General features: G+C 51.7%; 19 protein-coding genes and 1 pseudogene. 11 read left to right on the top strand and 9 right to left on the bottom strand.

Annotated elements, in window-relative coordinates; genetic code table 11:
• The first annotated feature begins 79 nt into the window (after positions 1-79).
• Positions 80-1,015, top strand: a complete 936-nt coding sequence (locus ACTF5Z_RS02700; RefSeq protein ID WP_438984414.1) for an NAD(P)H-dependent flavin oxidoreductase — start codon at positions 80-82, stop codon at positions 1,013-1,015.
• 13 nt (positions 1,016-1,028) lie between these two features.
• On the opposite strand, the gene ACTF5Z_RS02695 is transcribed toward ACTF5Z_RS02700, so the two are convergent.
• Positions 1,029-1,505 (bottom strand): Lrp/AsnC family transcriptional regulator, encoded by a 477-nt coding sequence (locus tag ACTF5Z_RS02695; RefSeq protein WP_423849870.1) that lies wholly within the window; start codon positions 1,503-1,505, stop codon positions 1,029-1,031.
• Positions 1,506-1,594: 89 nt separating this feature from the next.
• On the opposite strand from ACTF5Z_RS02695, the gene ACTF5Z_RS02690 reads away from it, so the two are divergent.
• Entirely contained in the window at positions 1,595-5,074 is a 3,480-nt protein-coding gene (locus ACTF5Z_RS02690) for an indolepyruvate ferredoxin oxidoreductase family protein (RefSeq protein ID WP_438984413.1), read from the top strand.
• Positions 5,075-5,142: 68 nt separating this feature from the next.
• On the top strand, positions 5,143-5,394 hold the full coding sequence (locus ACTF5Z_RS02685) for a DUF167 domain-containing protein (protein ID WP_438984412.1): 252 nt from the start codon (positions 5,143-5,145) through the stop codon (positions 5,392-5,394).
• Here ACTF5Z_RS02685 and ACTF5Z_RS02680 read toward each other — a convergent pair.
• Together ACTF5Z_RS02680 and ACTF5Z_RS02675 are read right to left on the bottom strand one after the other, a co-directional pair.
• Positions 5,384-6,226, bottom strand: a complete 843-nt coding sequence (locus ACTF5Z_RS02680; RefSeq protein WP_438984411.1) for a DUF1295 domain-containing protein — start codon at positions 6,224-6,226, stop codon at positions 5,384-5,386. The genes ACTF5Z_RS02685 and ACTF5Z_RS02680 overlap by 11 nt on opposite strands.
• A 90-nt stretch (positions 6,227-6,316) precedes the next feature.
• Positions 6,317-7,117: a class II aldolase/adducin family protein gene (locus tag ACTF5Z_RS02675; protein ID WP_438984410.1), complete on the bottom strand. Its 801-nt coding sequence runs from the start codon at positions 7,115-7,117 to the stop codon at positions 6,317-6,319.
• Between the two features lie 71 nt (positions 7,118-7,188).
• Here ACTF5Z_RS02675 and ACTF5Z_RS02670 point away from each other — a divergent pair, with 71 nt between their 5' ends.
• Together ACTF5Z_RS02670 and ACTF5Z_RS02665 are read left to right on the top strand one after the other, a co-directional pair.
• Positions 7,189-8,616, top strand: coding sequence for an amidohydrolase (locus ACTF5Z_RS02670; protein WP_438984409.1), 1,428 nt, complete (start codon positions 7,189-7,191; stop codon positions 8,614-8,616).
• Positions 8,616-10,136 carry an AMP-binding protein gene (locus tag ACTF5Z_RS02665; protein ID WP_438984408.1) on the top strand — a complete coding sequence of 507 codons (1,521 nt, stop codon included), beginning with the start codon at positions 8,616-8,618 and terminating at the stop codon, positions 10,134-10,136. Before ACTF5Z_RS02670 ends, ACTF5Z_RS02665 begins: the two co-directional genes overlap by 1 nt.
• Before the next feature lie 47 nt (positions 10,137-10,183).
• Here the strand turns inward: ACTF5Z_RS02665 and ahpF are convergent, their stop codons facing one another.
• Positions 10,184-11,770 (bottom strand): alkyl hydroperoxide reductase subunit F, encoded by a 1,587-nt coding sequence (gene ahpF, locus ACTF5Z_RS02660; RefSeq protein WP_438984407.1) that lies wholly within the window; start codon positions 11,768-11,770, stop codon positions 10,184-10,186.
• Positions 11,771-11,817: 47 nt separating this feature from the next.
• Positions 11,818-12,380: pseudogene (ahpC, locus tag ACTF5Z_RS02655) on the bottom strand (alkyl hydroperoxide reductase subunit C).
• 205 nt (positions 12,381-12,585) lie between these two features.
• Between ahpC and ACTF5Z_RS02650 the strand changes: the two are divergent.
• The 4 genes from ACTF5Z_RS02650 to ACTF5Z_RS02635 all read left to right on the top strand — a co-directional run bounded on the left by ACTF5Z_RS02650 (position 12,586) and on the right by ACTF5Z_RS02635 (position 16,796).
• Positions 12,586-13,479, top strand: a complete 894-nt coding sequence (locus ACTF5Z_RS02650) for a hydrogen peroxide-inducible genes activator (RefSeq protein ID WP_423849403.1) — start codon at positions 12,586-12,588, stop codon at positions 13,477-13,479.
• 28 nt (positions 13,480-13,507) lie between these two features.
• Positions 13,508-15,601: an acylase gene (locus tag ACTF5Z_RS02645; protein WP_438984406.1), complete on the top strand. Its 2,094-nt coding sequence runs from the start codon at positions 13,508-13,510 to the stop codon at positions 15,599-15,601.
• Between the two features lie 189 nt (positions 15,602-15,790).
• Positions 15,791-16,168: a bactofilin family protein gene (locus ACTF5Z_RS02640; protein ID WP_438984405.1), complete on the top strand. Its 378-nt coding sequence runs from the start codon at positions 15,791-15,793 to the stop codon at positions 16,166-16,168.
• A gap of 163 nt (positions 16,169-16,331) precedes the next feature.
• Entirely contained in the window at positions 16,332-16,796 is a 465-nt protein-coding gene (locus tag ACTF5Z_RS02635; RefSeq protein WP_438984404.1) for a hypothetical protein, read from the top strand.
• Between the two features lie 9 nt (positions 16,797-16,805).
• Here the strand turns inward: ACTF5Z_RS02635 and ACTF5Z_RS02630 are convergent, their stop codons facing one another.
• Genes ACTF5Z_RS02630 through ACTF5Z_RS02615 form a run of 4 tightly spaced genes read right to left on the bottom strand, consistent with a single transcriptional unit; the run spans position 16,806 to position 22,410 of the window.
• Positions 16,806-17,627: an HAD-IIB family hydrolase gene (locus ACTF5Z_RS02630; protein WP_438984403.1), complete on the bottom strand. Its 822-nt coding sequence runs from the start codon at positions 17,625-17,627 to the stop codon at positions 16,806-16,808.
• Positions 17,628-17,632: 5 nt separating this feature from the next.
• Entirely contained in the window at positions 17,633-18,991 is a 1,359-nt protein-coding gene (locus ACTF5Z_RS02625) for a sensor domain-containing diguanylate cyclase (RefSeq protein ID WP_438984402.1), read from the bottom strand.
• A gap of 4 nt (positions 18,992-18,995) precedes the next feature.
• Positions 18,996-20,828: a DUF885 domain-containing protein gene (locus ACTF5Z_RS02620; protein ID WP_438984401.1), complete on the bottom strand. Its 1,833-nt coding sequence runs from the start codon at positions 20,826-20,828 to the stop codon at positions 18,996-18,998.
• Between the two features lie 13 nt (positions 20,829-20,841).
• Entirely contained in the window at positions 20,842-22,410 is a 1,569-nt protein-coding gene (locus ACTF5Z_RS02615; RefSeq protein ID WP_438984400.1) for a long-chain-fatty-acid--CoA ligase, read from the bottom strand.
• Between the two features lie 182 nt (positions 22,411-22,592).
• Between ACTF5Z_RS02615 and iscR the strand changes: the two genes are divergently transcribed.
• Both iscR and sufB read left to right on the top strand, forming a co-directional pair.
• Positions 22,593-23,072, top strand: a complete 480-nt coding sequence (iscR, locus tag ACTF5Z_RS02610; RefSeq protein ID WP_438984399.1) for a Fe-S cluster assembly transcriptional regulator IscR — start codon at positions 22,593-22,595, stop codon at positions 23,070-23,072.
• A gap of 22 nt (positions 23,073-23,094) precedes the next feature.
• The gene (sufB, locus tag ACTF5Z_RS02605; RefSeq protein ID WP_438984398.1) at positions 23,095-24,534 is read left to right on the top strand and encodes a Fe-S cluster assembly protein SufB; all 1,440 of its coding nucleotides are present in this window, start codon (positions 23,095-23,097) and stop codon (positions 24,532-24,534) included.
• Positions 24,535-24,561: the final 27 nt, after the last annotated feature.

Below are 24,561 nucleotides of genomic sequence, written 5' to 3'. Positions count from 1 at the left end.
TTAAGGCCATTTGCCTGCTAGCTCTGGATGGCGGGCTCTTTACACGCTATTCTGCGTCTTCGAATAAAAAGGAGGCGCTATGTTTAACACTCGGTTAACCCAAGCTTTAGGTATCGATATTCCCGTGGTGCAAGCCCCTATGGGCTGGATAGCCAGATCGCAATTAGCGTCGGCTGTCTCGAACGCGGGCGGTTTGGGCGTCATAGAAACCAGCTCGGGTGAACTCGATATTATTAAAGGTGAGATCGCTAGAATGCGCGAGCTTACCGATAAACCTTTTGCCGTGAACATTGCGCAAGCCTTTGTGCGCGACCCCGACGTGGTTCCCTTTATTATTGATCAGGGCGTTAAATTCGTAACGACTTCAGCAGGTTCACCAGAGCGTTTCACGGACCAGCTAAAGACAGCGGGGCTGACGGTTTATCACGTTGTGCCAAGCCTCTCGGCGGCACTTAAAGCAGTAGAGTGTGGCGTCGATGGCTTAGTGGTGGAGGGGGCTGAGGGCGGTGGCTTCAAAAACCCAAAAGACGTGGCGAGCTTGGTTTTGTTGCCGCTGATCCGAGCGCATCTCGATGTGCCTATTATTGCGGCAGGGGGTTTCCACGATGGCGCAACTTTAGCTGCGGCTATCGCCTTGGGCGCCGATGGTATACAGCTGGGCACTCGCATGGTGGCCTCTAAAGAGTCGCCGGTACACGATAATTGGAAGCAGGCCATCGTGAATGCTAAAGAGACGGATACGGTGTTTTTGTCTCGTTTTGCGCCGCCGGCGTTGCGCGCTCTGCGTACCGAACGGACCACGCGGTTAGAGAAAGATCCTGCACAGAGTGGGATGGCGGACTTCGGTGATCCTAAAGCGCTCTATTTTGGCGGAGATATGGAAGCCGCAATTCCACTGACAGGTCAAGTTTGCGGTCGTATTACCGCTGTCGAATCAGTTGCTGACATCTTGGCGAGTGTTAAGGCAGAGTACGAGCAAGCGCTCGATCGTGTCAGTATGGCCTCAAAAGCCTAGTGGTAAAGCCGCCTTACCTTGTTAACTGAGACAAGGGTAGGGCGACCGTGTTTTTGATCTCGGTCACGGCAATATGAGAGTGCATTTCGCGTATGCTCTGTGACGCCATTAAGACGTTCCTTGCAAAATTTTCGTAGTGCTTAATATCTTTAGTGACGATTTTCAGCATGTAGTCCCACAGGCCCGTCATGGTATAGCACTCGACAATTTCAGGGTGTCGACTCATGTCTTGCTCGAATTGCAGTAAGTCTTGCGTACCCGTTTGCCGCAGGTTGATCGTGACAAAGGCCACAAGGTCTAGTCCTAGTAGGTCGCGGTTGAGGCGTAAGCCGCGCTCTTCAAAAAAGCCGGCGCGTTCTAAGCGTTGAATACGACGCCAGCACGGTGACTGTGAGAGCCCGATGTGCTCGGCAATTTCGGCGGTGCTTATCGTGCTGTCGTTTTGTAGTAGCTCAAGAATCTTCAGATCAGTTTTAGTGAGTTCATGCATGATTTATCCATTTTTTTAGCCAATTAAGGTAAGTATATGCATGTGGCCCACTCAAGACATTAAAAATAGGCAAAAAGTTTCGCAAAGAATTGGGCAGAATTAGGCAAATTCCTGCGAGTGCCCGAGCCATGAGTGTTGACTACAAAATCAGTCTAGATGACAAATATGCTCTGGATACGACCAGAGCGTATATGACCGGTATTGAAGCCTTGGTGCGTTTGCCCATGTTGCAACATCAGCGCGATGTGGCAAGAGGTCTAAATACCGCGGGTTTTGTGTCTGGCTACCGCGGCTCGCCGTTAGGTGGCGTCGATCACGCGATGTGGTCCGCAAAGCCATGGCTTAAAAAGCACAACATAACCTTCCAGCCCGGAGTTAACGAGGAGCTTGCGGCCACCGCGGTATGGGGCTCGCAACAAACGCAGTTGTTCGAAGGTGCGCGTTACGATGGCGTATTCTCGATGTGGTACGGTAAAGGCCCAGGCGTAGATCGTTCGATGGATGTCATAAAACACGCCAACGCGTTCGGTACGGCAAAATATGGTGGGGTCTTGGCCGTTGCTGGCGATGATCATGCGTGCAAGTCGTCCACCTTACCTCACCAGTCTGAACACAATTTTATTGCTGCCTCAGTCCCTGTGCTTAGCCCAGCCAACGTGCAAGAAGTCCTCGATTTGGGTGTTTTTGGATGGGAGCTGTCACGCTACAGCGGTTGCTGGGTGGCTTTGAAGGCGATTACCGAAAACATGGATTCGGCGATATCGGCCGATATTGACCCCAGCCGCATGAATATTGTTATTCCAGATAGCTTCGTGTTGCCGGCTGATGGTGTACACGCACGTTGGCCTGATAAGCCCCTAGACCAAGAATTACGGCTGAACAAATACAAGATTTACGCGGCGCGCGAGTTTGCCCGGGTCAATAATTTAAACCCTGTAGTCATTGACTCCCCTAACGCTCGGTTTGGCATCATGTGCGCCGGCAAGGCTTACCTCGATGTCATGCAAGCGCTGGAAGATATGGGCATCAACCAGGCCGTTGCTCGAGAGCTGGGTCTGCGTGTGATGAAGGTTGGAATGCCATGGCCCTTAGAGCCAGCGGGCGTTCATAACTTCGCCGAAGGTTTGGAAGAAATTCTAGTTGTCGAAGAAAAGCGCTCGGTAATCGAAGACCAGTTGACGGGGCAACTCTACAACAATCCTGTTGCCGCACGCCCTCGCGTGGTGGGCGAATTCGACGAACAGGGTCGTGATTTGTTGCCCAATGCGGGGGAGCTGACGCCCGCCATGATAGCGGTGGCCATTTACCGTCGCGTATCTCGCTATTTCGATTCTGAGACGATGCGCAAGCGCGTTGAATGGATAAAAAACAAAGAGGCATTCTTAGCCAAGCCTTACGAAAAGGCGGAGCGCGTCCCTCACTTTTGCTCGGGTTGCCCACACAATACCTCGACGAAGGTGCCTGAAGGCAGTCGGGCCTTGGGTGGAATCGGTTGCCATTACATGGCCACCTGGATGCTGGACCGCAACACCCAAACCTTTTCGCAAATGGGCGGGGAGGGTGCCGCTTGGATAGGGCAGGCGCCTTTCACTGATACTCAGCACGTATTTCAGAATTTAGGTGACGGCACCTACTTCCATTCCGGTATTTTGGCCTTGCGTGCCGCTGTGGCCGCCAAGGTGAATATCACGTACAAAATTTTGTATAACGATGCAGTCGCTATGACGGGTGGACAGCCCATAGACGGCGATTTAAGTGTCGAGCAACTGGTGAAGCAAGTGTTGGCCGAAGGTATCTCTAAGTTGGTCATTGTGTCTGATGAGCCGGACCAATGGCGAGCTGTAGCTAAGGCGCATGGTGTAGGTATAGAGCACCGCAACAGTTTCGATAGTGTGCAAACTCAGTTGCGTGACACCCTGGGTACGACGGTCATTGTTTACGTGCAGACCTGTGCTGCCGAAAAACGCCGGCGCCGTAAGAAGGCCAAGTTGATCGATCCACCGCGGCGCGTGGTAATCAACCCCGAGGTGTGCGAGGGCTGCGGCGATTGCAGTGTTCAATCTAATTGCTTATCGGTGGTGCCCAAAGAGACCGCCTTAGGCCGCAAGCGGCAGATTGATCAAAGCTCTTGTAATAAAGATTTTCGTTGTGTGGATGGCTTTTGTCCCAGCTTTGTCAGTGTATTGGATGCCGATTTGGTCAAACCTTCGGTGACACACATACCCCTCGAGGATTGGCTAAAAGAACTACCTCAGCCCGTTATGCCTAGGTTGGAACAGCCATGGAATACGGTGGTGGCGGGTGTCGGCGGTACCGGAGTGCTGACGATTAGCGCCTTGATAGCCATGGCGGCTCATTTAGAGGGCAAGGGCTGCGCTACGCTTAATCAAACAGGGTTAGCGCAAAAATTTGGTGCCGTGGTGAGTCACGTCCGTGTTGCTCGTCAGCAAAGCGAGATTTTGGCGGTTCGCATTCCCGCGGGTGAGGCTGATTTGTTGTTGGGATGTGATTTTATCGTGGCGTGCGGCGATGAAACGTTGGCGAAAGTCGCCCATGGCAGAACCCACGCGGTACTGAATCAGCAAGCCACGCCGACCTCCGATTTAATCAGCAACCCAGATGCCAGCGTGCCTTACTCGAGTCTAATCGAACGTGTCGAGACAGAGGTTGATGTCTCGCAGCTGGTTTGGTTAGATGCTACGCGCATTGCCACTGAGTTGATGGGGGATTCTATTGCGAGTAACTGTTTCCTTTTGGGTGTGGCCTATCAAGCGGGGTGGTTGCCAGTATCTGATGAGGCACTAAACCGAGCGATTGAGTTAAATGGTGTCGGCATTGATATGAATCGTAAGGCGTTTGCATGGGGGCGCTTGTGGCAGGCGAATCCACAAAAAGTGGAGAAATTACTGACGCAGAGCCCAGAACTTGAAGATGAGCCGACGCTCGATGATTTGATCAAGGGCAACAGCGATCGTTTGCGGATTTATCAAGACGATCACTATGCCGAGCTTTACCGACGTCGAGTGGCTCACATTCGCCAACACGACAAGCATGAGGGGCAGTTGGCAACGCAGGCTTTCGCCAAGGGTTTGTATAAATTGATGGCCATAAAAGACGAGTACGAAGTGGCTCGCTTGCATACCGCGCCTGCATTTCAAGCCTTGCTAGATTCGCAGTTTAGCGGCAAGCGACGGTTGCGCTTCCATTTGGCCCCTCCACTTTTGGCTAAAAAAGACCCGACTACGGGCAGGCTTCAAAAGCGTGAATTTGGCGCTTGGATTCTTCCTCTGTTCAAGGTGTTGACGGCAATGCGAAAAATACGAGGCACGGCCCTCGATCTATTTTCTTACAGCGAGGAACGTCGAACCGAGCGTCAAGACATCCAAGATTATCTGACGTTATTGCACCAAGATGTGTTACCGCTGATGGAGCAAGATTATCAGCGGGCCGTAGCTGTGCTGGAGACGGTGCAACGTTTACGGGGTTTTGGTCACGTAAAAGAGCGCAACAGGGCTGAGGTCAAAGAGAGGCAGAAAGAGCTGTTGTCATATCTGGCGATTGCTGCCTAGTGATCGCATTTTTGCCTTGAGGGCGACACTTACAGTAAGGTGCGCTCTTCAACCGCAAGTAAGTTTCTATGACAACAACGATCGTCAGCGTTAGGGTCACGCCAAAAGCCAAGCAAGCGCAAATAAAGGTCGAGGATATCGAGGGCCAGCGCGTGCTTAGGGTTTACGTTACGGCAGCCCCAGAGGATGGTAAAGCCAATCGAGCCGTGATGAGGGCTTTGGCTGACTACTTTGATGTGCCCCGAACTCGCATTAAGCTCCTGAGCGGGGCCAAGCAGCGCGATAAGCGTTTTTCTATTGATGCTGACGTTAGCGTTTGAGCGGAACCAACAGTCGCGTGCGTTTTTTGTATTCCTGGTAGTCGGCGCGGTCGCCCCATTTCTTCTCGGCCTTTTTCTCGAGCATAGGTATTCCGCTAATGCGGGTCAGCAGTAAATAGGCAAAAATGGGTGATAACAAGCTGGCGAAGGCTGTTGAAGTTAGAGCAGGTATGGCCAGCAAGGCGACGCCTACCCAAAGTGTGATTTCACCAAAGTAGTTAGGGTGCCTGCTGTAAGCCCACAAGCCGCTCGAAATGAAGGTGTCTTTGCCTAGCGTGGACCGATGGGCACGTTTTTGCCGATCTGCGATGACCTCAATGCCAAAGCCCAATAGCCAGATCCCCACAGCATTGATGTCCCACAGTGATAAAGGCGCAGGATCGACCGCTGTTATTGCAGCAAGTGCCGTCGCTGCTGTGATGCTGACCCACAAACCTTGCAGAGTCCAGGTCAGAAAAAAGCGCTTGGCGTGAGGTTTGATTTGTTGGAAGCGGTCATCGCCGCCGTCTTGGTGTACCCGTTTGAACAAAAAGCTGCCTAGGCGAAGCGCCCAAATAATCACGAGCGCACAGAGTAATAAAGAGCGGTCGTCAAAGCGGTTCGACAAAAAAAGAGCCAGCAGGGTGACCGTAATGAAACTCGCGCTTCCAACTAAATCGTAAAACCGCTCGGTTTGCCTGCGATAGGCGGGAATAAATGCTGCCCACTGAATGGCCATGGCTACCGCAACGCAAATAGCGAATATGGGTACGCCTTCGATAGTGAGACTGGATGTCGAGATCACGGCGGCGAACGCAACGATAAACCCGAGGGCGATTAGAATCGGTTTCATGGTGTGTGCTCTGCGTATTGAGTTATTTGATTTTTATACGCTTCAGAAGGGGGTAGAGATCACTGTATCTGTCGACTACCCCTTGCTTAATCAGTCTTTGTAGGAAGGATCTTTTTTCTCGATGATACGCTTCATTGCAGCAAACTCTAACGCGCCCGTGGGTTGCCCCATACCCTGAATTTTTGTGAGTTCTTCTGTGCGCGATAACACTTCGGGGCGGACCTGAATCTGTTTTACTCCGGTTTGGTCCACAGAGGTTTGGATTTGGCAGGAGCGCTCTAAGACCCACATATGCAAAAAGGCCTCTGCAATCGTGCGTCCTCCCGCCAGCAAGCCATGGTTGCGTAAAATCATCATCATGGCTTCAGAGCCGAGGTTGGCGACGAGTTTTTCCTTTTCGCTTTCATCGACCGTCAGGCCTTCAAAGTCGTGATAAGCGATGCGTCCATGCAACAGGGTCGAGTAGAAATTGTCTGGGCGTAAGCCGCCTTCTTGGCAGGCAACGGTCATGCCTGCTGTGGTGTGCGTATGCGCGATACATAGTATGTCGTGGCGCGCGGCGTGCACACAGCTATGGATGAGCATGCCTGCCGGATTTACGAAGTGTTCCGTCGGTTCTACGATGTTGCCGTCGATATCGACTTTAACCAGGTTTGAGGCGGTGACCTCGCTGTAATGTAGTCCGTAAGGGTTGATGAGAAAGTGGCCTTCATCTCCTGGTAGCTTTACCGTGATGTGATTAAAGATAAGTTCACTCCAGCCCAAATGATCAAAAATTCGGTAGAGCGCGGCTAGGTCTTCACGTAAGGATTGTTCAGTGTTCATAGTCTGTCCTTTCGGTTTGTTATTGATATTGGTGCTGCAGTATAGCAGGGCTGATCGTCCTTTCACGCGGTCATTTAATCCCAAACTGTTTTGCAACGTGATACATTGCGCTTTTGTGTTTTTTGGGAAATTGAGCCATGCGTTTTATCAAATTTTGGACGTGTATGTTAAGCACAGCTTTCACTGTGTCTACCGCTCTCGCCGATGTCAAGGTCTATAGCGATGCGCATAAACAAGCGGCTGAAGAGGTTGCGAGTAAGCTATGGGATTGGAGTGAATTAGGTTATCTCGAACGGAGAAGTTCAGAGCTCATGCAAAAAACCCTCGAGGAGGCGGGATTCCGGGTGCGAGCAGGCGTGGCTGATATTGAAACGGCCTTTGTTGCTGACTACGGGAATGGTGAGCCTGTGATCGCGATGATGGCAGAAATGGATGCTTTGCCCGGCGCGTCACAGCAAGCAGCTCCCACGGAGTTATCCAGAAATACAGAAGCAGGACATGCATGCGGCCACAATCTTTTTGGTGGTGGCGTAGTCGGTGCAGCATTGGCCGTAAAAGGCTGGATGCAAGAAAATGGTATCGAAGGCACCTTGCGAGTGTTGGGTACCCCTGCGGAAGAGGGTGGTTCAGGTAAGGTTTACTTAGTGCGAGCCGGTTTGTTCGACGATGTGGATGTTGCGCTGCATTGGCATCCTAGTGATAGCAACCAGTCGCTTGCTGCTACTAGCTTGGCGAATAAATCGGCCAAGTTTTCGTTCACGGGTATTGCCAGTCATGCGTCTGCTGCGCCAGAGAGAGGACGCTCGGCTTTGGATGGCGTCGAGGCGATGAACTACATGGTGAACTTAATGCGAGAACATGTCCCTAGTCGTACGCGTATACACTACGTCATTACCCATGGTGGTGATGTCCCGAATATTGTCCCCAGACACGCGGAGGTGTATTACTACGTGAGGGCACCTTCAGCCGAAGCACTTGAGCCTATTTGGCAGAGAGTTGAAGCGGCCGCCAAAGCAGGCGCCTTGGGAACGGGAACCGAAGTTACTTGGGAAGTCATACACGGTAATCACAGTGTTCTACCCAACACCGTACTGGCGAAAAAGATGCATGACCATTTGGTTGGGGCTGGCGGTGTTAGCTACGATGACAAAGAGCTTGCTTTTGCCCAGACACTCCAGGCAAATTTTAATGGCAACACCAAACCACTGAGCAGTGCGGGTCGTGTGATGCCTTGGAGCGATGAGGTTGCGAGCCTCGGCGGATCGACGGACGTTGGTGATGTGAGTTGGGTCGTCCCGACTCATGGCATTAGCACGGCGACCTGGGTGCCCGGTACGCCGCCGCATTCTTGGGCGGCGGTGGCCGCTAGTGGAATGTCGATCGGACATAAAGGCATGCACTTAGCAGCCGAAGTCTTGGCAGCAACGGCGCAAGACTTGTTAAGGGATCCGCAGCTTCGAGATGCTATCCGGGCAGAGTTTGATACACGGCGGGGGAGTGGCTATGAGTATCGAGCTCTGCTCGGTGATCGCTTGCCGCCTCTGGATTATCGAGTGAATCCCTAGTGGCGCGTTCAGTAGAAAATAACCTTTACTACCGGTTGGGTATCGATAAGCCTGAACGCGCACAGCGCACCGTCTTAGAAACGGAAAATGGCAGGGTTTGGATCTACAGTGATCTCAGTACAATGGCAAAATCACTGGCACAAAAACTCTGTGCTTTAGGGGTTACACAAGGTGATCGTATTTCGGTACAGGTCGATAAATCCGCAGAAGCATTGGCACTGTATTTAGCGTGTTTACGAATTGGCGCCGTTTATCACCCTTTGAATACCGCCTACTCATTAGCTGAAATGCGCTATTTTTTGGACAACGCAGAGCCGCGACTGTTGGTCTGCTCGCCCGCTCAGGAAGAGCGGCTTACTCACGTGGCACGTCACTGTGGGGTCGAATTGGTTTTAACGCTGGATAGCGCAGGCGCTGGGACCTTGATGCAGGATCTTCTGGATCAACAGACCTGCGATCCGGTTCCGGTATTCACTTCAACATCGGCTGCCTTGTTGTATTCGTCTGGCACGACGGGGCGACCAAAAGGTATCGTCTTGACGCACGAGAATCTGGCCAGTAACGCCGAAGTGTTGGTCGATTTATGGGGCTTTAGCGCTAATGATGTGCTGCTGCACAGCCTGCCGATTTATCATGTCCACGGTTTGTTTGTCGCCTGTCACTGCGCATTGCTCAGTGGTGCTTCGATGCTGTGGAATGCTGGCTTTGAGGCGCAAAAAGTGTTGGCGCAACTTGGCCGCTCAAGCGTCATGATGGGGGTGCCTACGTATTACTCCCGTTTGTTATCCTTGCCGGAATTCGACTCAGGTTCGTGCAAGTCGATGCGTTTATTTATCTCTGGGTCCGCGCCTCTGCTAAGCAGCACGTTTGCAGAGTTCGAGCAGCGCACAGGGCATCGAATCTTAGAGCGCTATGGCATGACAGAGACGGGTATGAGCACGTCTAATCCCTTAAACGGCGAGCGCAGGGCGGGGACAGTAGGATTTCCTTTGCCAGGTGTAGAGGTGCGTGTGGAAGATGATCAAGGTGCGATTTTGCCGGCAGAAGAAGTCGGCAACCTGCTGGTTAAAGGCCCCAATGTGTTCAAAGAATATTGGGGGATGCCGGAAAAAACCGCGGCCGATTTTACTGAAGATGGCTTCTTTAAGACGGGCGACTTGGCAACCATTGATGCTGAGGGTTATGTCGCGATTGTGGGACGTTCTAAAGACTTGATTATTACCGGTGGGTTAAATGTTTACCCCAAAGAGATCGAGATTGTTATCGATCGTTGTGACGGCGTTTTAGAGTCGGCAGTGATTGGATTGTCGGACGACGATTTTGGTGAGCGAGTTGTTGCCGTGATCGTGCCGGATGGCACTAAACATGAAGCAGATTTGGAGCAGTGTGTCAGACGCGAGTTGCAAGAGAGTCTAGCGGGTTTTAAGCGACCTAAAGACTACATATTCATTGATAGCCTGCCCCGCAACGCCATGGGGAAAGTGCAAAAAGCGCTCTTGCGGGAGCGCTTTGCAGATTAGCCTGTGCCCTTTACGTCATGAAATAGTCCCAAATTGATGAGATCTTACTAAGCAGCTTGCTTTTCGATATCGGTCCGGTGCGCCGGATGAGCGAGCAAGTACTCAAAAGCCGATAAGGCTGCTTTAGCGCCTTCACCCATGGCAATCACGATTTGCTTGTAGGGCACGGTGGTAACATCGCCCGCGGCAAATACGTTGGCTTGGGTCGTGCGGCATTTGTTGTCGACTATGATTTCGCCGTGTGCTGTGCATTCGACGATATCGCTTACGAACTGGCTGTTAGGGCTTAAGCCAATTTGCACAAACACGCCATCGGTGTTTAAGCGCTTGCGCGTATTGCTGACGCGGTCAAGATATTCAAGCGCCACCACTTTGCCGCCGTCGGCGATAATTTCTTGGCAAGCCGCATTTGCTATGATCGAGATGTTAGTGCGTTGTTTCGCTTGATCGACCAGTACTTTATCGGCTTTTAGCGTCGGCATGAATTCCACGACCGTGACGCTCCTAACAATCCCCGCCAAATCCAGAGCTGCCTCTATACCAGAGTTGCCACCGCCGACGACCACAACATCCTTGCCCGCAAAAAATGGCCCGTCGCAATGTGGGCAGTAGGCCACTCCAGCGCCGATGTTCTCCTCTTCTCCGGGAATCCCAAGTTTTCGCCACTGAGCGCCGGTTGCCACGATGATGCTGCGAGTCTGTATCTGCTCGCCGGTGTTCAGAGCGATAGTCCGAACGTGATCGCCGCTGATACTTTCGACTCTAATATTCTCCCGGATTGAAATAGGGTATCTATTCATGTGCTCAACCAAATTACCGCTCAGTTTTGCGCCGGTCGTATGGCTCACCGAAATCAGGTTCTCGATCCCTTGGGTGTCTTTAACTTGGCCACCTAAACGCTCGGCCAGCAAGGTCACCGACAGGCCTTTGCGTGCACTATAAATTGCCGCACTTGCGCCCGCCGGGCCCCCGCCTATAACAACCACATCTTGTAGGGCAGTGCCTGAGTCGTTTTTCGCCACTTTTGCCTCAGGAGCAATCTGCTGCAATTTATCCAGCAGCTGGCTAATCTCGGTTTTACCATTGGCAAAGGCTGCGCCGTTGGCAAAAACGGCAGGCACACCCTGCAGCTCGCGTTCTTCAACAAGTTGGGGAAACAACCCGCCATCGATCATCTCTGCGCTAATATTTGGGTTGAGCAAAGCAAATTGATGCAAGGCTTGAACAATATCGGGGCAGTTGTGGCAGCTCAGGCTGACAAAAACTTCAAAGTGGATTGGCGTTTTTACCGCCCTGATAAGGCTCTGCACCGCAGGGTCAAGCTTGAGTTCCTGTCCACCTGCATACAGTAAGGCTAAAATGAACGAGTTGAATTCATGGCCACTCGGGATGCCTGAAAACTGTACACCGCTATCATCGCCATCGACTTCCAAGCCGAAAGACAGAGGGCTTCGTAGGGTTGTAGTCTCGCGCTCTTCAAATTGAATTTTGTCCGACAAGTCCGAAATTTGCCGTAAAAATGACACCAGCTCAGCGCGCTTTGAGTGAGTTCCCGCGGCAACAACCAAGGTTACCGCGCGTGAGATAGTGTCGGTGTAAGTTTTAACATTATTGAGTAGCTCTTGGTTTAACATTTTAAGTCTCCTATTTTCTCGGAAAGGCGGGATGTCCCGCCTTGGATTTAAATTTTGCCGACCAGGTCAAACGAAGGGGCCAAGGTTTGCTCGCCTTCTTGCCATTTGGCGGGACAGACCTCACCCGGATTGTTGCGGACATATTGGGCTGCCTTAATTTTGCGCACCAATTCCTCCGCATTGCGGCCAATGCCCTCGGCGGTAACTTCGATGACCTGCACAATGCCGTCCGGATCAACAATGAATGTCGCACGGTCCGCTAGGCCTTGGTCTTCTCGCATGACCCCAAATTGACGCGTTTTGCGCCGCTCGGGTCGCCGATCATGGGATACTGAATTTTGCCAATAGTGTCCGATGATTCGTGCCACGCTTTGTGCGTGAAGTGGGTGTCGGTTGACACCGAGTACACCTCGACGCCTCGGGCTTGCAGCTCGCTGTAATGATCCGCAAGATCACCCAGTTCCGTTGGACAAACGAAGGTGAAATCTGCGGGATAGAAGAAAAATACCGCCCATTTGCCAATAACATCTTGCTCGTTGATCGAAATGAATTCGCCGTTCTTGAAGGCCATGGCGTTAAAGGGTTTGATGCTTGAATTAATTGAAGTCATTGTTCTCTCCTAGAGGTGTTGTGTTGACGACAAGTGCACTATAGTTGTCGACAGTTGTTTGTTAAATTTGATTGTTTAAATCAATTCGATCTATTTTTTGGATCAAAAGAAATCGGCGCTTGTGGATTTTTTTTTTGCTGAAATTGATTAGACTTGGATTCCAGAACTAAGTACCAATACGGCACCGATTGGCGGCTCGATAGTTATGATTTCAATAAAACAAATTCGCTATGCACTCGCGGTCGAAAAGACCCTGCATTTCCGTAAGGCCGCCGATAACTGTGCGGTATCCCAGTCGGCCTTGAGTACCGCCTTAAACGAGTTAGAGGCGCAGCTCGGGTTTCAGGTCTTTGAGCGTGATAATAAGAAAGTGCTCGTTACTCCGATGGGGCGTATTTTCTTGGAAAAAGCCCGATCCGTTAGCGTCCAGATTGACGACATATTGCGCCTGAGGCAGACCGATAAGGCTCCGCTGAGTACGCCCTTGACGATTGGAATGATACCGACAATCGCGCCTTACCTACTGCCAATTGTGTTGCCCGCAGTAGCAGCAGCTTACCCTGCGGCGAAGCTAAAAATTGTCGAGGCGCAATCGAAGGAGTTAGTCGAGAGAGTGCGCGATGGAGAGCTGGACACTGCGGTCTTGGCACTACCCTATGATTGCGATAATTTGCTGAGTTTCCCGTTCTGGGACGAAGACTTTTATTGGGTAGCGCCAAGTGATGACGAGCAGGAGGTTCGTGAACGTATTACCTCCGATGAGCTGTCACGAGAGAATTTGATGTTGTTATCTGAAGGGCACTGTTTAAAAGATCATGCCCTGGCGGCTTGTAAGTTCTCGAATGCGGTGGCACATTCTATGAGCGCGACCAGTCTGAATACCCTCATTCAGTTGGTGGTTGCTGGACTAGGTTCTACTTTGGTGCCTGAAATGGCGCTCGATCAGCTCGTCCGCAACGATAAGCGACTTCAGTATGCTCGCCTCGATGAGCCAGGGCCGCATCGAAAAATTGCATTTATCATGCGCGCGACCTATCCAAAGTTGGATAGCATACAAGCACTACAGGAAGTGTTTACTCAAGCTCTCAGAAATCGTTGATCGCTGAGCTTCAATATAAGGAATAATAATGCGTACACTTATTCTACTCTGCTTTGTTGCTGGCTTAACTGCGTGCGCCAGCCGTGCGCCCGATATTTCGGTGGATGCGTCGAAGTATGATGTTCTAATTGAACGTGATCGCTGGGGTATCCCTCATATTCACGGGAAAACGGATGCGGACACCGCTTTTGGATTTGCCTATGCTCAAGCTGAAGATGGTTGGGAACTGATTGAAGAAACGCTACCGTTTTATCGCGGCGAATCTGCTCGTTATAACGGTAAAGACGCAGCGCCAGCTGACTATATGATCCAATGGCTCGGGGTTCGGGGCTGGGTGAACGCGGGTTACGAAGACCAGATTAGTCCAGAGGCGCGCGCATTAGTGCAAGCCTATACCGATGGATTAAACCACTTTGCGGCGAAACATCCTCATCGCGTGACGCGGGATATTTTGCCGGTGACAACGACCGACATTATCACTGGGTTTGTGGTCAGGCATCTATTGTTTTACGGATTTGATGGATCGGTGAAAGAGGTGATGGGCCCCGAGCGCGCGAGAGAGGTCTCTCGTCTGGTCGCTGATCTGGGTTTGAGCGATACCCCTATCGGGTCTAATGCTATCGCGGTGTCACCTTCGGCAACAGACGATGGAGCGACTCGTCTAATGATTAATTCTCACCAGCCTACCGACGGTCCAGTGGCATGGTACGAGGCGCATATCAGTAGTGACGAAGGGCTCGATATTATGGGTGGCACTTTTCCCGGAAGTCCGCTGATCAGCCTTGGGTTTAACCACGATATCGCTTGGGGCGTGACGGTCAATAAGCCTGATTTGGTTGATATTTTTGTCCTCGAAATCAATCCTGACAACGAGAATCAGTATCGCTTAGATGGCCAGTGGTTAGACCTAGAGGTCAGCGAAGCCAGCCTGCGCGTCAAACTGTGGGGGCCCTTTTATTGGACTGTGAAGCGCGAGATATATCGCTCCGAGCATGGACCTGTCATGAAAACGGATCATGGTACCTATGCATTCCGTTTCGGAGGCCAGAATGAGATTCGTCAGGTGGATCAGTGGTACGCCCTGAATCGAGCACGAACCTTCGATGAGTGGTATGCCGCGATGGCACAACATCGGTTTGCGTCATTCAATTTCGTCTTCGCTGACAAAGAAGGCACGATCGCCTTCGTTCACAACAGTCTGACCCCGCTACGTGAGCCCGGTTATGACTGGAACCAGTATTTGCCCGGTGATCGGTCCGATCTTATATGGGACAGTTATTTGCCTTTCCAGCAGTTGCCACAAGTGGTGCGCCCCAAGCACGGCTATGTGGCTAGCACGAACCAAACACCCTTTCAGGTTGCCATTGCAGACGATAACCCAGATCCATCGGTATTTAGTCCCAGCGATGGGTATCAAACGCGAATGACCAATCGTGCAGATCGAGCCTTAGAACTGTTTGCGGCTTTAAGACCCATTTCGGCAGAGGATTTTTGGACGATAAAGCACGACAAAGCCTACGCTGTATCGAGCCGAGCTGGTCACTACATTCGCGCCGCAATCGCCGCCGAACTCACAGACGCTTTACCTCATCATTTGCAGGCGCAAACTCTTCTGTCGCAGTGGGATTTGGTGGCGGATATTCAAAGCCGAGAAGCGGCTTTGGGTGTGTGTGTAATTCGAGCCGAATGGCGCGCGGAGCAAGATGGTGTTGCGCCGCCTGAGGCGGGCGGGGTGCTGCAGACCTGCGCTGATGAATTGCTGGAGGTGTCTGGGCGAATTGATCCCTTGTGGGGGGAGGTCAATAGACACACCCGTGGCCTCGTAAATGTGCCGATCGGCGGAGGTCCCGATACGCTGCGCGCAATCTACGGTACAGGGTACGAGGAAAACGGCTACTTAACCAATATCGCGGGCGATGGACTTTACTATTTGGTCGCTTGGGATGCCGAGCAAAACCTCTCGGTGCAGGGTGTGCATCATTACGGTTCAGCCACCATGCTCGAAGATTCGGTTCACTACGCGGATCAAGCAGAGGATTTTGCCGCCGAACGTCTGCATCCACCGCTATTTGACGCTAAGGAACGCGCAGCAGAAGGAAATGTGCGATCTTATCGACCCTGAAATCCCTTGGGGCTAGGAATATGAAATGTTCGTGCTAATATGTGATTTCGATTGAACTGAGCAGACACCATGTTTTTTGACAAGCGATCACAGAAGAATACTCCAGCCCCTGCAGTTGAGGAGCCGGTAAAGCCAGTGTCAAAGGTGGCTGAGGTCGCATCGATTCCATCATCTAAAGGAGGGAGTGCCGTGATTGGGGCAACGGTAAAAATTAAAGGTGAAGTACACAGTGAAGAAGATCTGACGGTTGAGGGGCAAATCGAAGGCACTGTCGTACTTAAGAGTAATGAATTGCTGGTCGGTCCTTCTGGGCGAGTGCACGCCGATGTGACGGCCAAGTCGGTGAAAGTGGATGGCGAGTTACATGGCGATGTAGAAGCGAGCGAGCGTGTGCTGATCACTGCGAACGGCTCCATGCGAGGAAATATCCAAGCGCCGCGTGTCATCCTAGAGGATGGCAGCAAATTCAAGGGTAGCATCGATATGAACGAAGCCGCACCTACCAAAAGCTTCGGTGTTGTAAGCAACACCAAAGTCGCGGCGAGCGGCGACAGCGCTGGAGAATAAGTGCTAAGTGAGCCCTAATCATGCCGCAGCAATGCGGCAGAGCGCTGTGAATACGGAATTTTTTAAAAGCACCTTGATCGCGGGTGTACTTCCCGATTTCGATTCAACAAGGCCTCGGAAGATCCTTGATTTCGGAGCCGCGCATGCGTCTACGATTGCCCACTTGCAAAGGACTTTTTGGGGGCGTTTAACCGTTCTCGATTTGATCAGTCAGGCTTCGGAAATAAATGCTTTGCTGAGCGACGACGAGGCCTCCGAGCAAAGAGCAACAGTCCTAGAAGACAGCTTTGAGCCCTGCATTGGCCAAGCTTACGATTTGGTGCTTATGTGGGACTTCGCTCTGCATTTGAGTGACGCCAATTTGAATTGGTTGAACGACTGGTTGGATGCAATGCTGACTTACGACGGTGCGGCGCACGGATTTGTGTGTCATAACGCCACTCGCGGTTTAGTGGCGAAGCGTTGGGGTATCGCTGGGCCCGATCAGTTAGAGGCTGAGTCTGGCTCCACTGAGCTTCCTTATCGGCACTTGCGGGGTGCTTTGTCGCGCGGATTGCCCGATTTTCAAATTGATAAAAGCGTCTTAATGAAGGACGGACGTTTGGAATTTGTGATTCGGCGTGGGTAAATACCTCAATTAGAGCTTAAATCTAGCCTCTAAAAAACGCGCGATTCCATCATTGTCGTGATGACCAATGACTTTTGTTGCTACAGCTTTAATCTCGGGCTTGGCATTATCTGGCGCATAGCATTCATCGGCAATCTCGAACATAGTTAAGTCATTGTCGCTATCGCCGAAACAGATAATACGCTCTGCACCCACGTCGCGTTTAAGTTCAAGGACGGCTGCGCCTTTGTTGCCGTCGCAGTGATGCACATCCAGCCAGTACAGGTTTTGGCCCTCAAATGCGGGGCCTCCATAGGCAATAAGGTGCTCTTCTTGCGCAATCTGAGCTACGATGGCGTCTATGGCTTCTTGGCTGCCTAGTCCACTGAAGTTAGCGATAGGCGCCTTCGGCGGCATCGCACTTAAGGGCTTCAGAGCGCTTCCGCGTTCGCGTTCAATAAAAGCTGCTAGCTTGTGTTCGTAGTCTTTCATTACGGGGGCATGATAGGCGCCGTGGTGCTCGTTGGGTTCAAAGGTGTGTATAAAGGGGCTGACACCCGCGTCCGTAAAAGCCAGTAGCACCTTGGAAATTTCTTCTTGGGTGAGCAAGCATTGGCGGCTGTAATCGCCCGATGCCGGGTTCCAGATCAACACCCCATTTTTGATAATGTGGGGTAGGTGAAAGCCACTGCCGCTAACGACCGCATGCGCGCCATGCAAAGTTCGGCCGGTCGCTACTGTGTAGGCGATACCCGCCTCGGCCATTTTGGCTAGCACGCGGTTGGTGTAGTCCGAAATCTGGGACTGGGCGTTTAAAAGTGTTCCGTCTAAATCAAATACTACTAAATCCATAATTTTTAGTCGCAGCTTACCAGTCTATGTTTACCTTCTTGCTTTGCCTGCATCAAAGCAATATCGGCGCGTTGAATGGCGTGTTCGAGGGTTTCATCTTCTCGGATTTGGGCGACGCCAATCGATGCTGAGACCGTTAAAGGTTCGGGTTCAGTCGTGAAAGGCTCGGCACAGGAGGTGATCAGCGATTCAGCTAGGGCCCTTGCGTCAATGCTACTTGGCGTCACAATCACAAATTCGTCTCCGCCCATGCGGCACGCGACGCCTTGCTCAGGCAGTGCTTTTAAAATATTTTGAGCGATAGTAACGAGGGCGATATCGCCGATATTGTGGCCGTACCGATCGTTAATGGCTTTGAAGTCATCAAGGTCGATAAACAAAACACCACTGCCTTCAGTGCCTAAATTTTGCCGAGTGAGTTCTCTCACAAACTCAGAGCGATTAAAAAGATCAGTTAATGTGTCGCGCGAAGCAGCGCGCTGCAGTTTTATGCGGTTGCGCTCGTGCGACAGGGCAATGCCGGCATATTGCATCAATTCTTGCCATTGCTGCACGCCTGTGGGGCTCCAAATACCATCCATCCACAGTGTTTCTGGTAGGGCGTAGTCAAGTGATACAAGATAATGAGTGACTTCGTGTGGCGTGTCGTTCGGCGCTATAACACCGAAGCGGATGCCTGCAATATCCCAGCGGTCCATGAGTTTTAAGGTGCTCACGGGTAACTCTGAGCGGTTGACCGAGAGAAGTTCGCCAGCCTCAGATACGTCCACTTTATCGATAGGTTCAGCCACAAATAGCTTGAAAATTTCGGGTTTAAAGTGTTCTGAAATGGGGTGATCTGGCATCGAGCAATTCAGCTCTGAGTCGGCGGCTGCGTCTATTGGAACAAAGAATGACGGACGCCTTACGTGCCCCCCGCGACCGACGCCCTGAGCGATGAGCTGCATCACCCTCGCGTGTGACTCATTTTTTGCCATCGCAGTAATAGGGTCGCTGTAGGTAGGCCGACATTCCGCGGTCTGAATGTTCACAATGATCCCAGAGATTTCCGGGTCGCTCAGTCGGTTGCTGCTGACGATATCGATCTCTACCCAGTTTTCCTCATTGTCGCGAATTCGTAAGGTCATGGGAATGTATCGAATCTCGCGGTTGTCGTCGGCGAGCGCTAGGGATTCAACAACACGAGAGACATCTTCAGGGTGGATGTAGTCGAGAATGTTTCGACCCTCGGCCCAAGTTGCGGGGTAGCCCAGTATATCTTGCACACCGCGACTGGCGAACATCAACGAGCCATCTATGCCGATGACTAAAGTGACCGATCGGGATGCGTCCAAAACGGCTCGGTGAAAGGATGGGTTTTGCATACGATTAGCTTTCCCGTTTCGAGTTTATCCAGCGGTCGACAATTGACTCCAAGGTTGCCAAAGGCAGCGCCCCCTGCTTTAGGACCACATCGTGGAATTCGCGAATATCGAAAGCTTCGCCTAGGTTGGATTTAGCTTTGTCGCGCAACTCCAGGATTTTTAACATGCCCACTTTGTAAGCCGTGGCCTGTGAGGGCATGACAATATAGCGTTCTATCGCTTTGACAATGTCGGATTCGGCGTTGGGTGTGTTTTGTAGCAAATAGTCAATAGCTTGCTCACGAGTCCAGCGTTTGGCGTGCAATCCCGTGTCGGTGACTAAGCGGCAAGCGCGCCACAACTCCATAGCGAGGCGCCCAAAATCGCTGTAGGGGTCTTCGTACAGCCCGATTTCTTTGGGCAATAACTCTGCGTACAAGCCCCAACCCTCGGTGTAGGCAGTGTACCCGCCGAACTTGCGGAATTTGGGTATACCCTCTAGCTCTTGTGCTATTGCGATTTGCATGTGGTGCCCGGGAACCCCCTCATGATAGGCCAAGGCTGCCATTTGATAAATTGGCATTGCTTTCATGGTATACAGATTGGCGTAGTAGGTTCCCGGACGCGAGCCATCAGGGGCAGGGCGCTGATAAAAGGCTTTGCCGGCAGACTTCTCGCGGAAGGACTCGACGGCTTTTACGACTAAGTCCGCTTTGGGCTTAATCTTGAACAAACTATCCAAACGCGTTTTCATGTCGTCGATTAAGGCAGTGGCCTCCTCGAGGTAGGCTTGCTTGCCCTCGGGGGTTTCGGGGTAGTAAAACTGTGGATCCGTTCGCGTGAACTCAAAAAAGTCTTGCAAGTCACCGGCAAAACCTACCTGCTTCATGATAGCGCGCATTTCGTCATGTATACGTTCGACTTCGGCGAGGCCAATTTCGTGAATGGTCTGCGCATCCATATCGGTGGTCGTCGTGCGTGCAAGCGCGAAGTTGTAAAACTCGGACCCATCGGGAAGCTTCCAGGCTCCATCGCGGGTATCGGCTTGCGCTTCAATCGCTTTTACCGTGCTACTCAAGCTGGCAAAGCCGGGGCCCACCGATTCGAGCAGTGCTTTTTCAGCCTGCCCTAGGAGCTCGCTTCTTTTTGTCTCGTCGAGCTCAAGTTGCTCCAGTTTTCCTTTGAAGTCCGCCAGTAGCGTTGAATCATCGCCATCGGTGAAGGGGGCGCCGCTGACGACATTATTGATATCGCTCAGTACATAGGGGTAGACAAACTTTGGTGCCAAAATGCCGAGCTCTGCCCGCTTGTAGAGGTTGGCCTCTAACTCACCCAGGACGCGTTTAAACTCGTGTAAGCGGCTGATGTAGGCAAGTGCATCTTCTTCTGAGCGCACGAGGTGTTGGTTGATCATGAACGAGGGTAAGCCCGAATGCATGCCAAACATCTGGTTGACAGGGTAGTTGTGATAGCGCCAGCGATAGCTTGCGATCTCTTGATCTAGCTGGTCTTTCATCAAGTTCCAGCTCAGGGCTGTCTGCTCATCGAGTGCCGCTACGTTAATGGTTTGAAGCTTGGCCAGATTTGCTTTGGCGCGCTCCAACTCTCTGGCTGACGCTGCCTCGGTATAGTCGTCGAGCTTGTCGTAGTCTTGTTTAATGCCTAAGTAGGTTTGTGACATTGGAGAGCTCATGACGCTTTCCATGAACATTTCCTCGAAAAGCGCATTGGCTTTCTCAGATTCGCTCAGCGCGACCTGCTCAACCTGCGTGCTGGCCGTCTCGGTTCCTGGTTGGCAGCCTCCGATTGCTAACGTGGCTCCTAGAACGGCTGCGCTTAATAAACTTCGTGTCGTCATTTTGGTGCTCCTCTTAACCGATCCGACGGTCCGCGTTCTTCCAAAAGGGTTCTCGCAGAACCATCTTCTGGATCTTCCCCGTCGGGTTGCGTGGCAGTGCATCGATGATTTCAAGTTTTCGTGGAATTTTATAGCCAGCGAGCTTGTCGCGGCAAAAATCGATCATCTCTTGCGTAGATGGTGGCGTAAAACCCTCATTCATTGCAATGAAAGCTAACAACGCTTCACCGTATTTTTCATCCGGCACACCGATAACAGCGGTTTCTCGAACGCCGGGAAGCTGCGCGAGTACGTTTTCGACCTCAACAGGGTAAATGTTTTCGCCGCCGCTAAGCACCATGTCTTTGATCCTGTCGCGCAAAAAGATGAAGCCCTCTTCATTTATGTAGCCCGCATCTCCCGTAAGCACCCAGCCATCAATCAGCGTTTTGGCAGTAGCCTCGGGTAAATTGAAATAGTGCAGCATGTTATTGGCTGATCGCAGCCAGATTTCGCCCGTTTCACCCATCGGAACTTCCGTGCCGGCGCTGTCGCATACCTTGGCCTCGACGCCAAGACAGGTTTGACCTGCGGCTTGCAGCAGTTCGGGCTCGCCCTGCAGTGCGCGTTGGTGAACTTCAGGTGACAGGGCAACGACAGTGCCACAGGTCTCTGTCATGCCGTAGTACTGGTTAAAACCACACTTGAATCGCTCGACCGCTTCCTTTAACAGTGTAGGTGAGATGGGTGCCGCGCCGTAGCCTATCACATCCAATGAGCTTAAATCGTATTGGTCAAAATTAGGCACATCACGCAGCAAAGACAAAATCATGGCGGGAACCATGAACATTTCGCGAATCCGATGCTTTTGGATGGCCTCAAGCACGGCTTTTGGGTTGAACGCTTCATGCATAACCACAGCGCCGCCGCACAGCAGCGGCACGATAGTGGAACCCGCACCGCCAATGTGAAACATTGGAGCACAAACCAGATCCATGCCATCGACGCCCAGTACTCCTGGGTTGGCATTCGACAAATTATTCATGAGCGCGCTCAAGTTGCGATGACTGAGCGCTACACCCTTAGGCTTTCCGGTGGTGCCACTGGTGTAAAGCTGCAGGGTGGCATCCTGCTCATTTAAGCCTTTGGGCGTGTCGATTGGCGAGGGTGGCGACTGCAGCATTGCGGCACTGAGCGGGACGTGAGTATCGCTCAAATCCGACATGAAAACTGACGCACCATCGCGAGCTTCGGCAATGGCGTAAGCCAGGGTTTCAACAGAGGGTTCAAGAATTATGATCAGGCGAATGTTAGCATCATCGCAAACGTAGGCCGTTTCAGGTGGTGCGAGTCGATAGTTGAGCGGTACTGAGACCGCGCCAATCCGGCTGCAAGCGGTGAAGGCGACCATGTGATCGATGCTGTTCTGACCCAACAAGCCAATACGCTCTCCAGGGCTTGCCCCTTGCGCGAGCAGGGCTTGTGCTAAGTTCAGACTTCGCTGCTGAAGGCTGTGGTAATCGTATTGAGTGCTGTCGGTGATTAAAGCCAATTGGTTTGGACGTCGACGGGCGTGGTAGTCAATAGCTTGATGGATTAGCACTCTCAGGATCCTTGTTATATCGTCCAGTGAGACTACCCAACTTTACGCAGTGGTGCTAGTGATTGGCTCAGTCTTTTGACGAAGATCTCGACCGGTTTTTGCGGTTTTACCTTGGCGTGAATTGTTCTTTGGATAAAACCTGAGTAAAATACTCGGGAAAGAGCTTAAACGGGTTACCCAGCATGCGTTTGACTACCAAAGGACGTTACGCCGTGACGTCTATGCTTGATCTGGCTTTGCACCGCGAGCACGGTCCCATACCACTGGCGGGTATATCAGCCAGGCAAGATATTTCTCTTTCGTATTTAGAGCAGCTGTTTGCTCAGCTGCGTAAACATGGCCTTGTAAAGAGCGTTCGAGGTCCTGGCGGTGGGTATTACCTAGGCAAATCGCTCGAAGTGATCAGCGTTGCTGATGTTATCGAGGCGGTCAACGAAGACACCGATGCCACGCGTTGCCGAGGAAAGGGATCTTGTCAAAAAGGCGCGACCTGTTTGACGCACCATCTTTGGTCCGGTTTAAGCGATCAGATACGCGATTTTCTGCGTAATATAAGTTTGGCCGATTTGGTGGTCCGCGAAGAGGTTCGTGAAATCGCGTCCATTCAAGATCAAAGAGTTCAGACAACCATTGAACGTGTGACCAGTTTGTTGCACGACTAGGCGCCAATCATCAGAGGTTAGCATGGCGAACGAGCACATTAATGAAGTAATCGAGCGAGAATATACGCCCGGTTTTACCACGAATATTGAATCAGATACTTTGCCGCCTGGCCTTGATGAATCGGTAATACGCACGATTTCGGCGCGCAAAGAAGAGCCCGAGTGGCTGCTGGAATGGCGCCTTGATGCTTACCGGCGCTGGCTTGAAATGACACCACCTGAATGGGCGCAAGTGCAGTATCCGCCGATTGATCACAATTCTATATCGTATTTCTCGATGCCAAAATCAATGGCGGACAAGCCCAAGAGTTTGGACGAAGTCGATCCTGAACTACTCGCGACCTACGAGAAGTTGGGAATTCCTCTGCACGAACAGGCTATGTTGGCCGGGGTGGCAGTCGATGCTGTTTTTGATTCTGTTTCGGTAGCAACCACCTTTCGCGAGAATTTGGCCGAAGCGGGCGTCATTTTTTGCTCGATATCAGAAGCGGCTCGGGAATACCCAGATTTGGTGCGACAGTATCTGGGGTCGGTTGTTCCTAAGACCGACAACTACTACGCCGCACTCAATAGCGCAGTTTATAGCGACGGTTCCTTTGTTTACATCCCCAAGGGCGTGCGTTGCCCGATGGAGCTGTCAACTTACTTTCGTATCAACGAAAGTAATACGGGGCAGTTTGAGAGAACGCTCATCGTTGCTGCAGAGGGTAGTCACGTAAGTTACCTAGAGGGTTGCACGGCTCCGATGCGCGATGAAAATCAATTGCACGCTGCGGTAGTTGAGTTGGTGGCTTTAGATGATGCGGAGATAAAGTACTCGACTGTTCAAAACTGGTATCCCGGCGATGCTGAGGGTAGAGGTGGTATCTACAATTTTGTGACCAAACGCGGTGTTGCTCACAATCGCGCGAAGATATCATGGACGCAGGTTGAAACAGGTTCGGCTGTCACTTGGAAATATCCTTCCTGCGTCCTGAAGGGTGACGACAGCGTGGGTGAGTTTTACTCAGTCGCTTTGACTCACAATCATCAGCAAGCGGATACGGGTACTAAGATGATCCACTTGGGGCGTAATACCAAGTCAACGATTATTTCGAAAGGCATTTCCGCTGGACAAAGCTCGAACGCCTATCGAGGTTTGGTGCGCATGAGTCCTAGGGCCGTGGGTGCGCGGAACTACACGCAGTGTGACTCGCTATTAATTGGTGATCGCTGTGCGGCTCATACCTTCCCCTACATCGAAAGCAAACAGCCTAGCGCGGTAATCGAGCACGAGGCAACAACATCCAAGGTCAGTGACGATCAGCTGTACCTCTGCCAGCAGCGCGGCATAGACCCCGAAAAAGCGGTGTCTATGATCGTGAACGGTTTCTGTAAAGAAGTCTTTAAAGAGCTGCCCATGGAGTTTGCAATGGAAGCAGGCAAATTATTAGAAGTCAGTTTAGAAGGTTCGGTGGGCTAGGGTAGAAGCCGTAGTCATCGAGGTGAT

It is taken from the genome of Aequoribacter sp. (genome assembly GCF_965659035.1).
GTDB lineage: Bacteria > Pseudomonadota > Gammaproteobacteria > Pseudomonadales > Halieaceae > Aequoribacter.
Note: the sequence above shows the minus strand (reverse complement) of the source record. Positions and strands in the feature narration are given on the sequence as shown.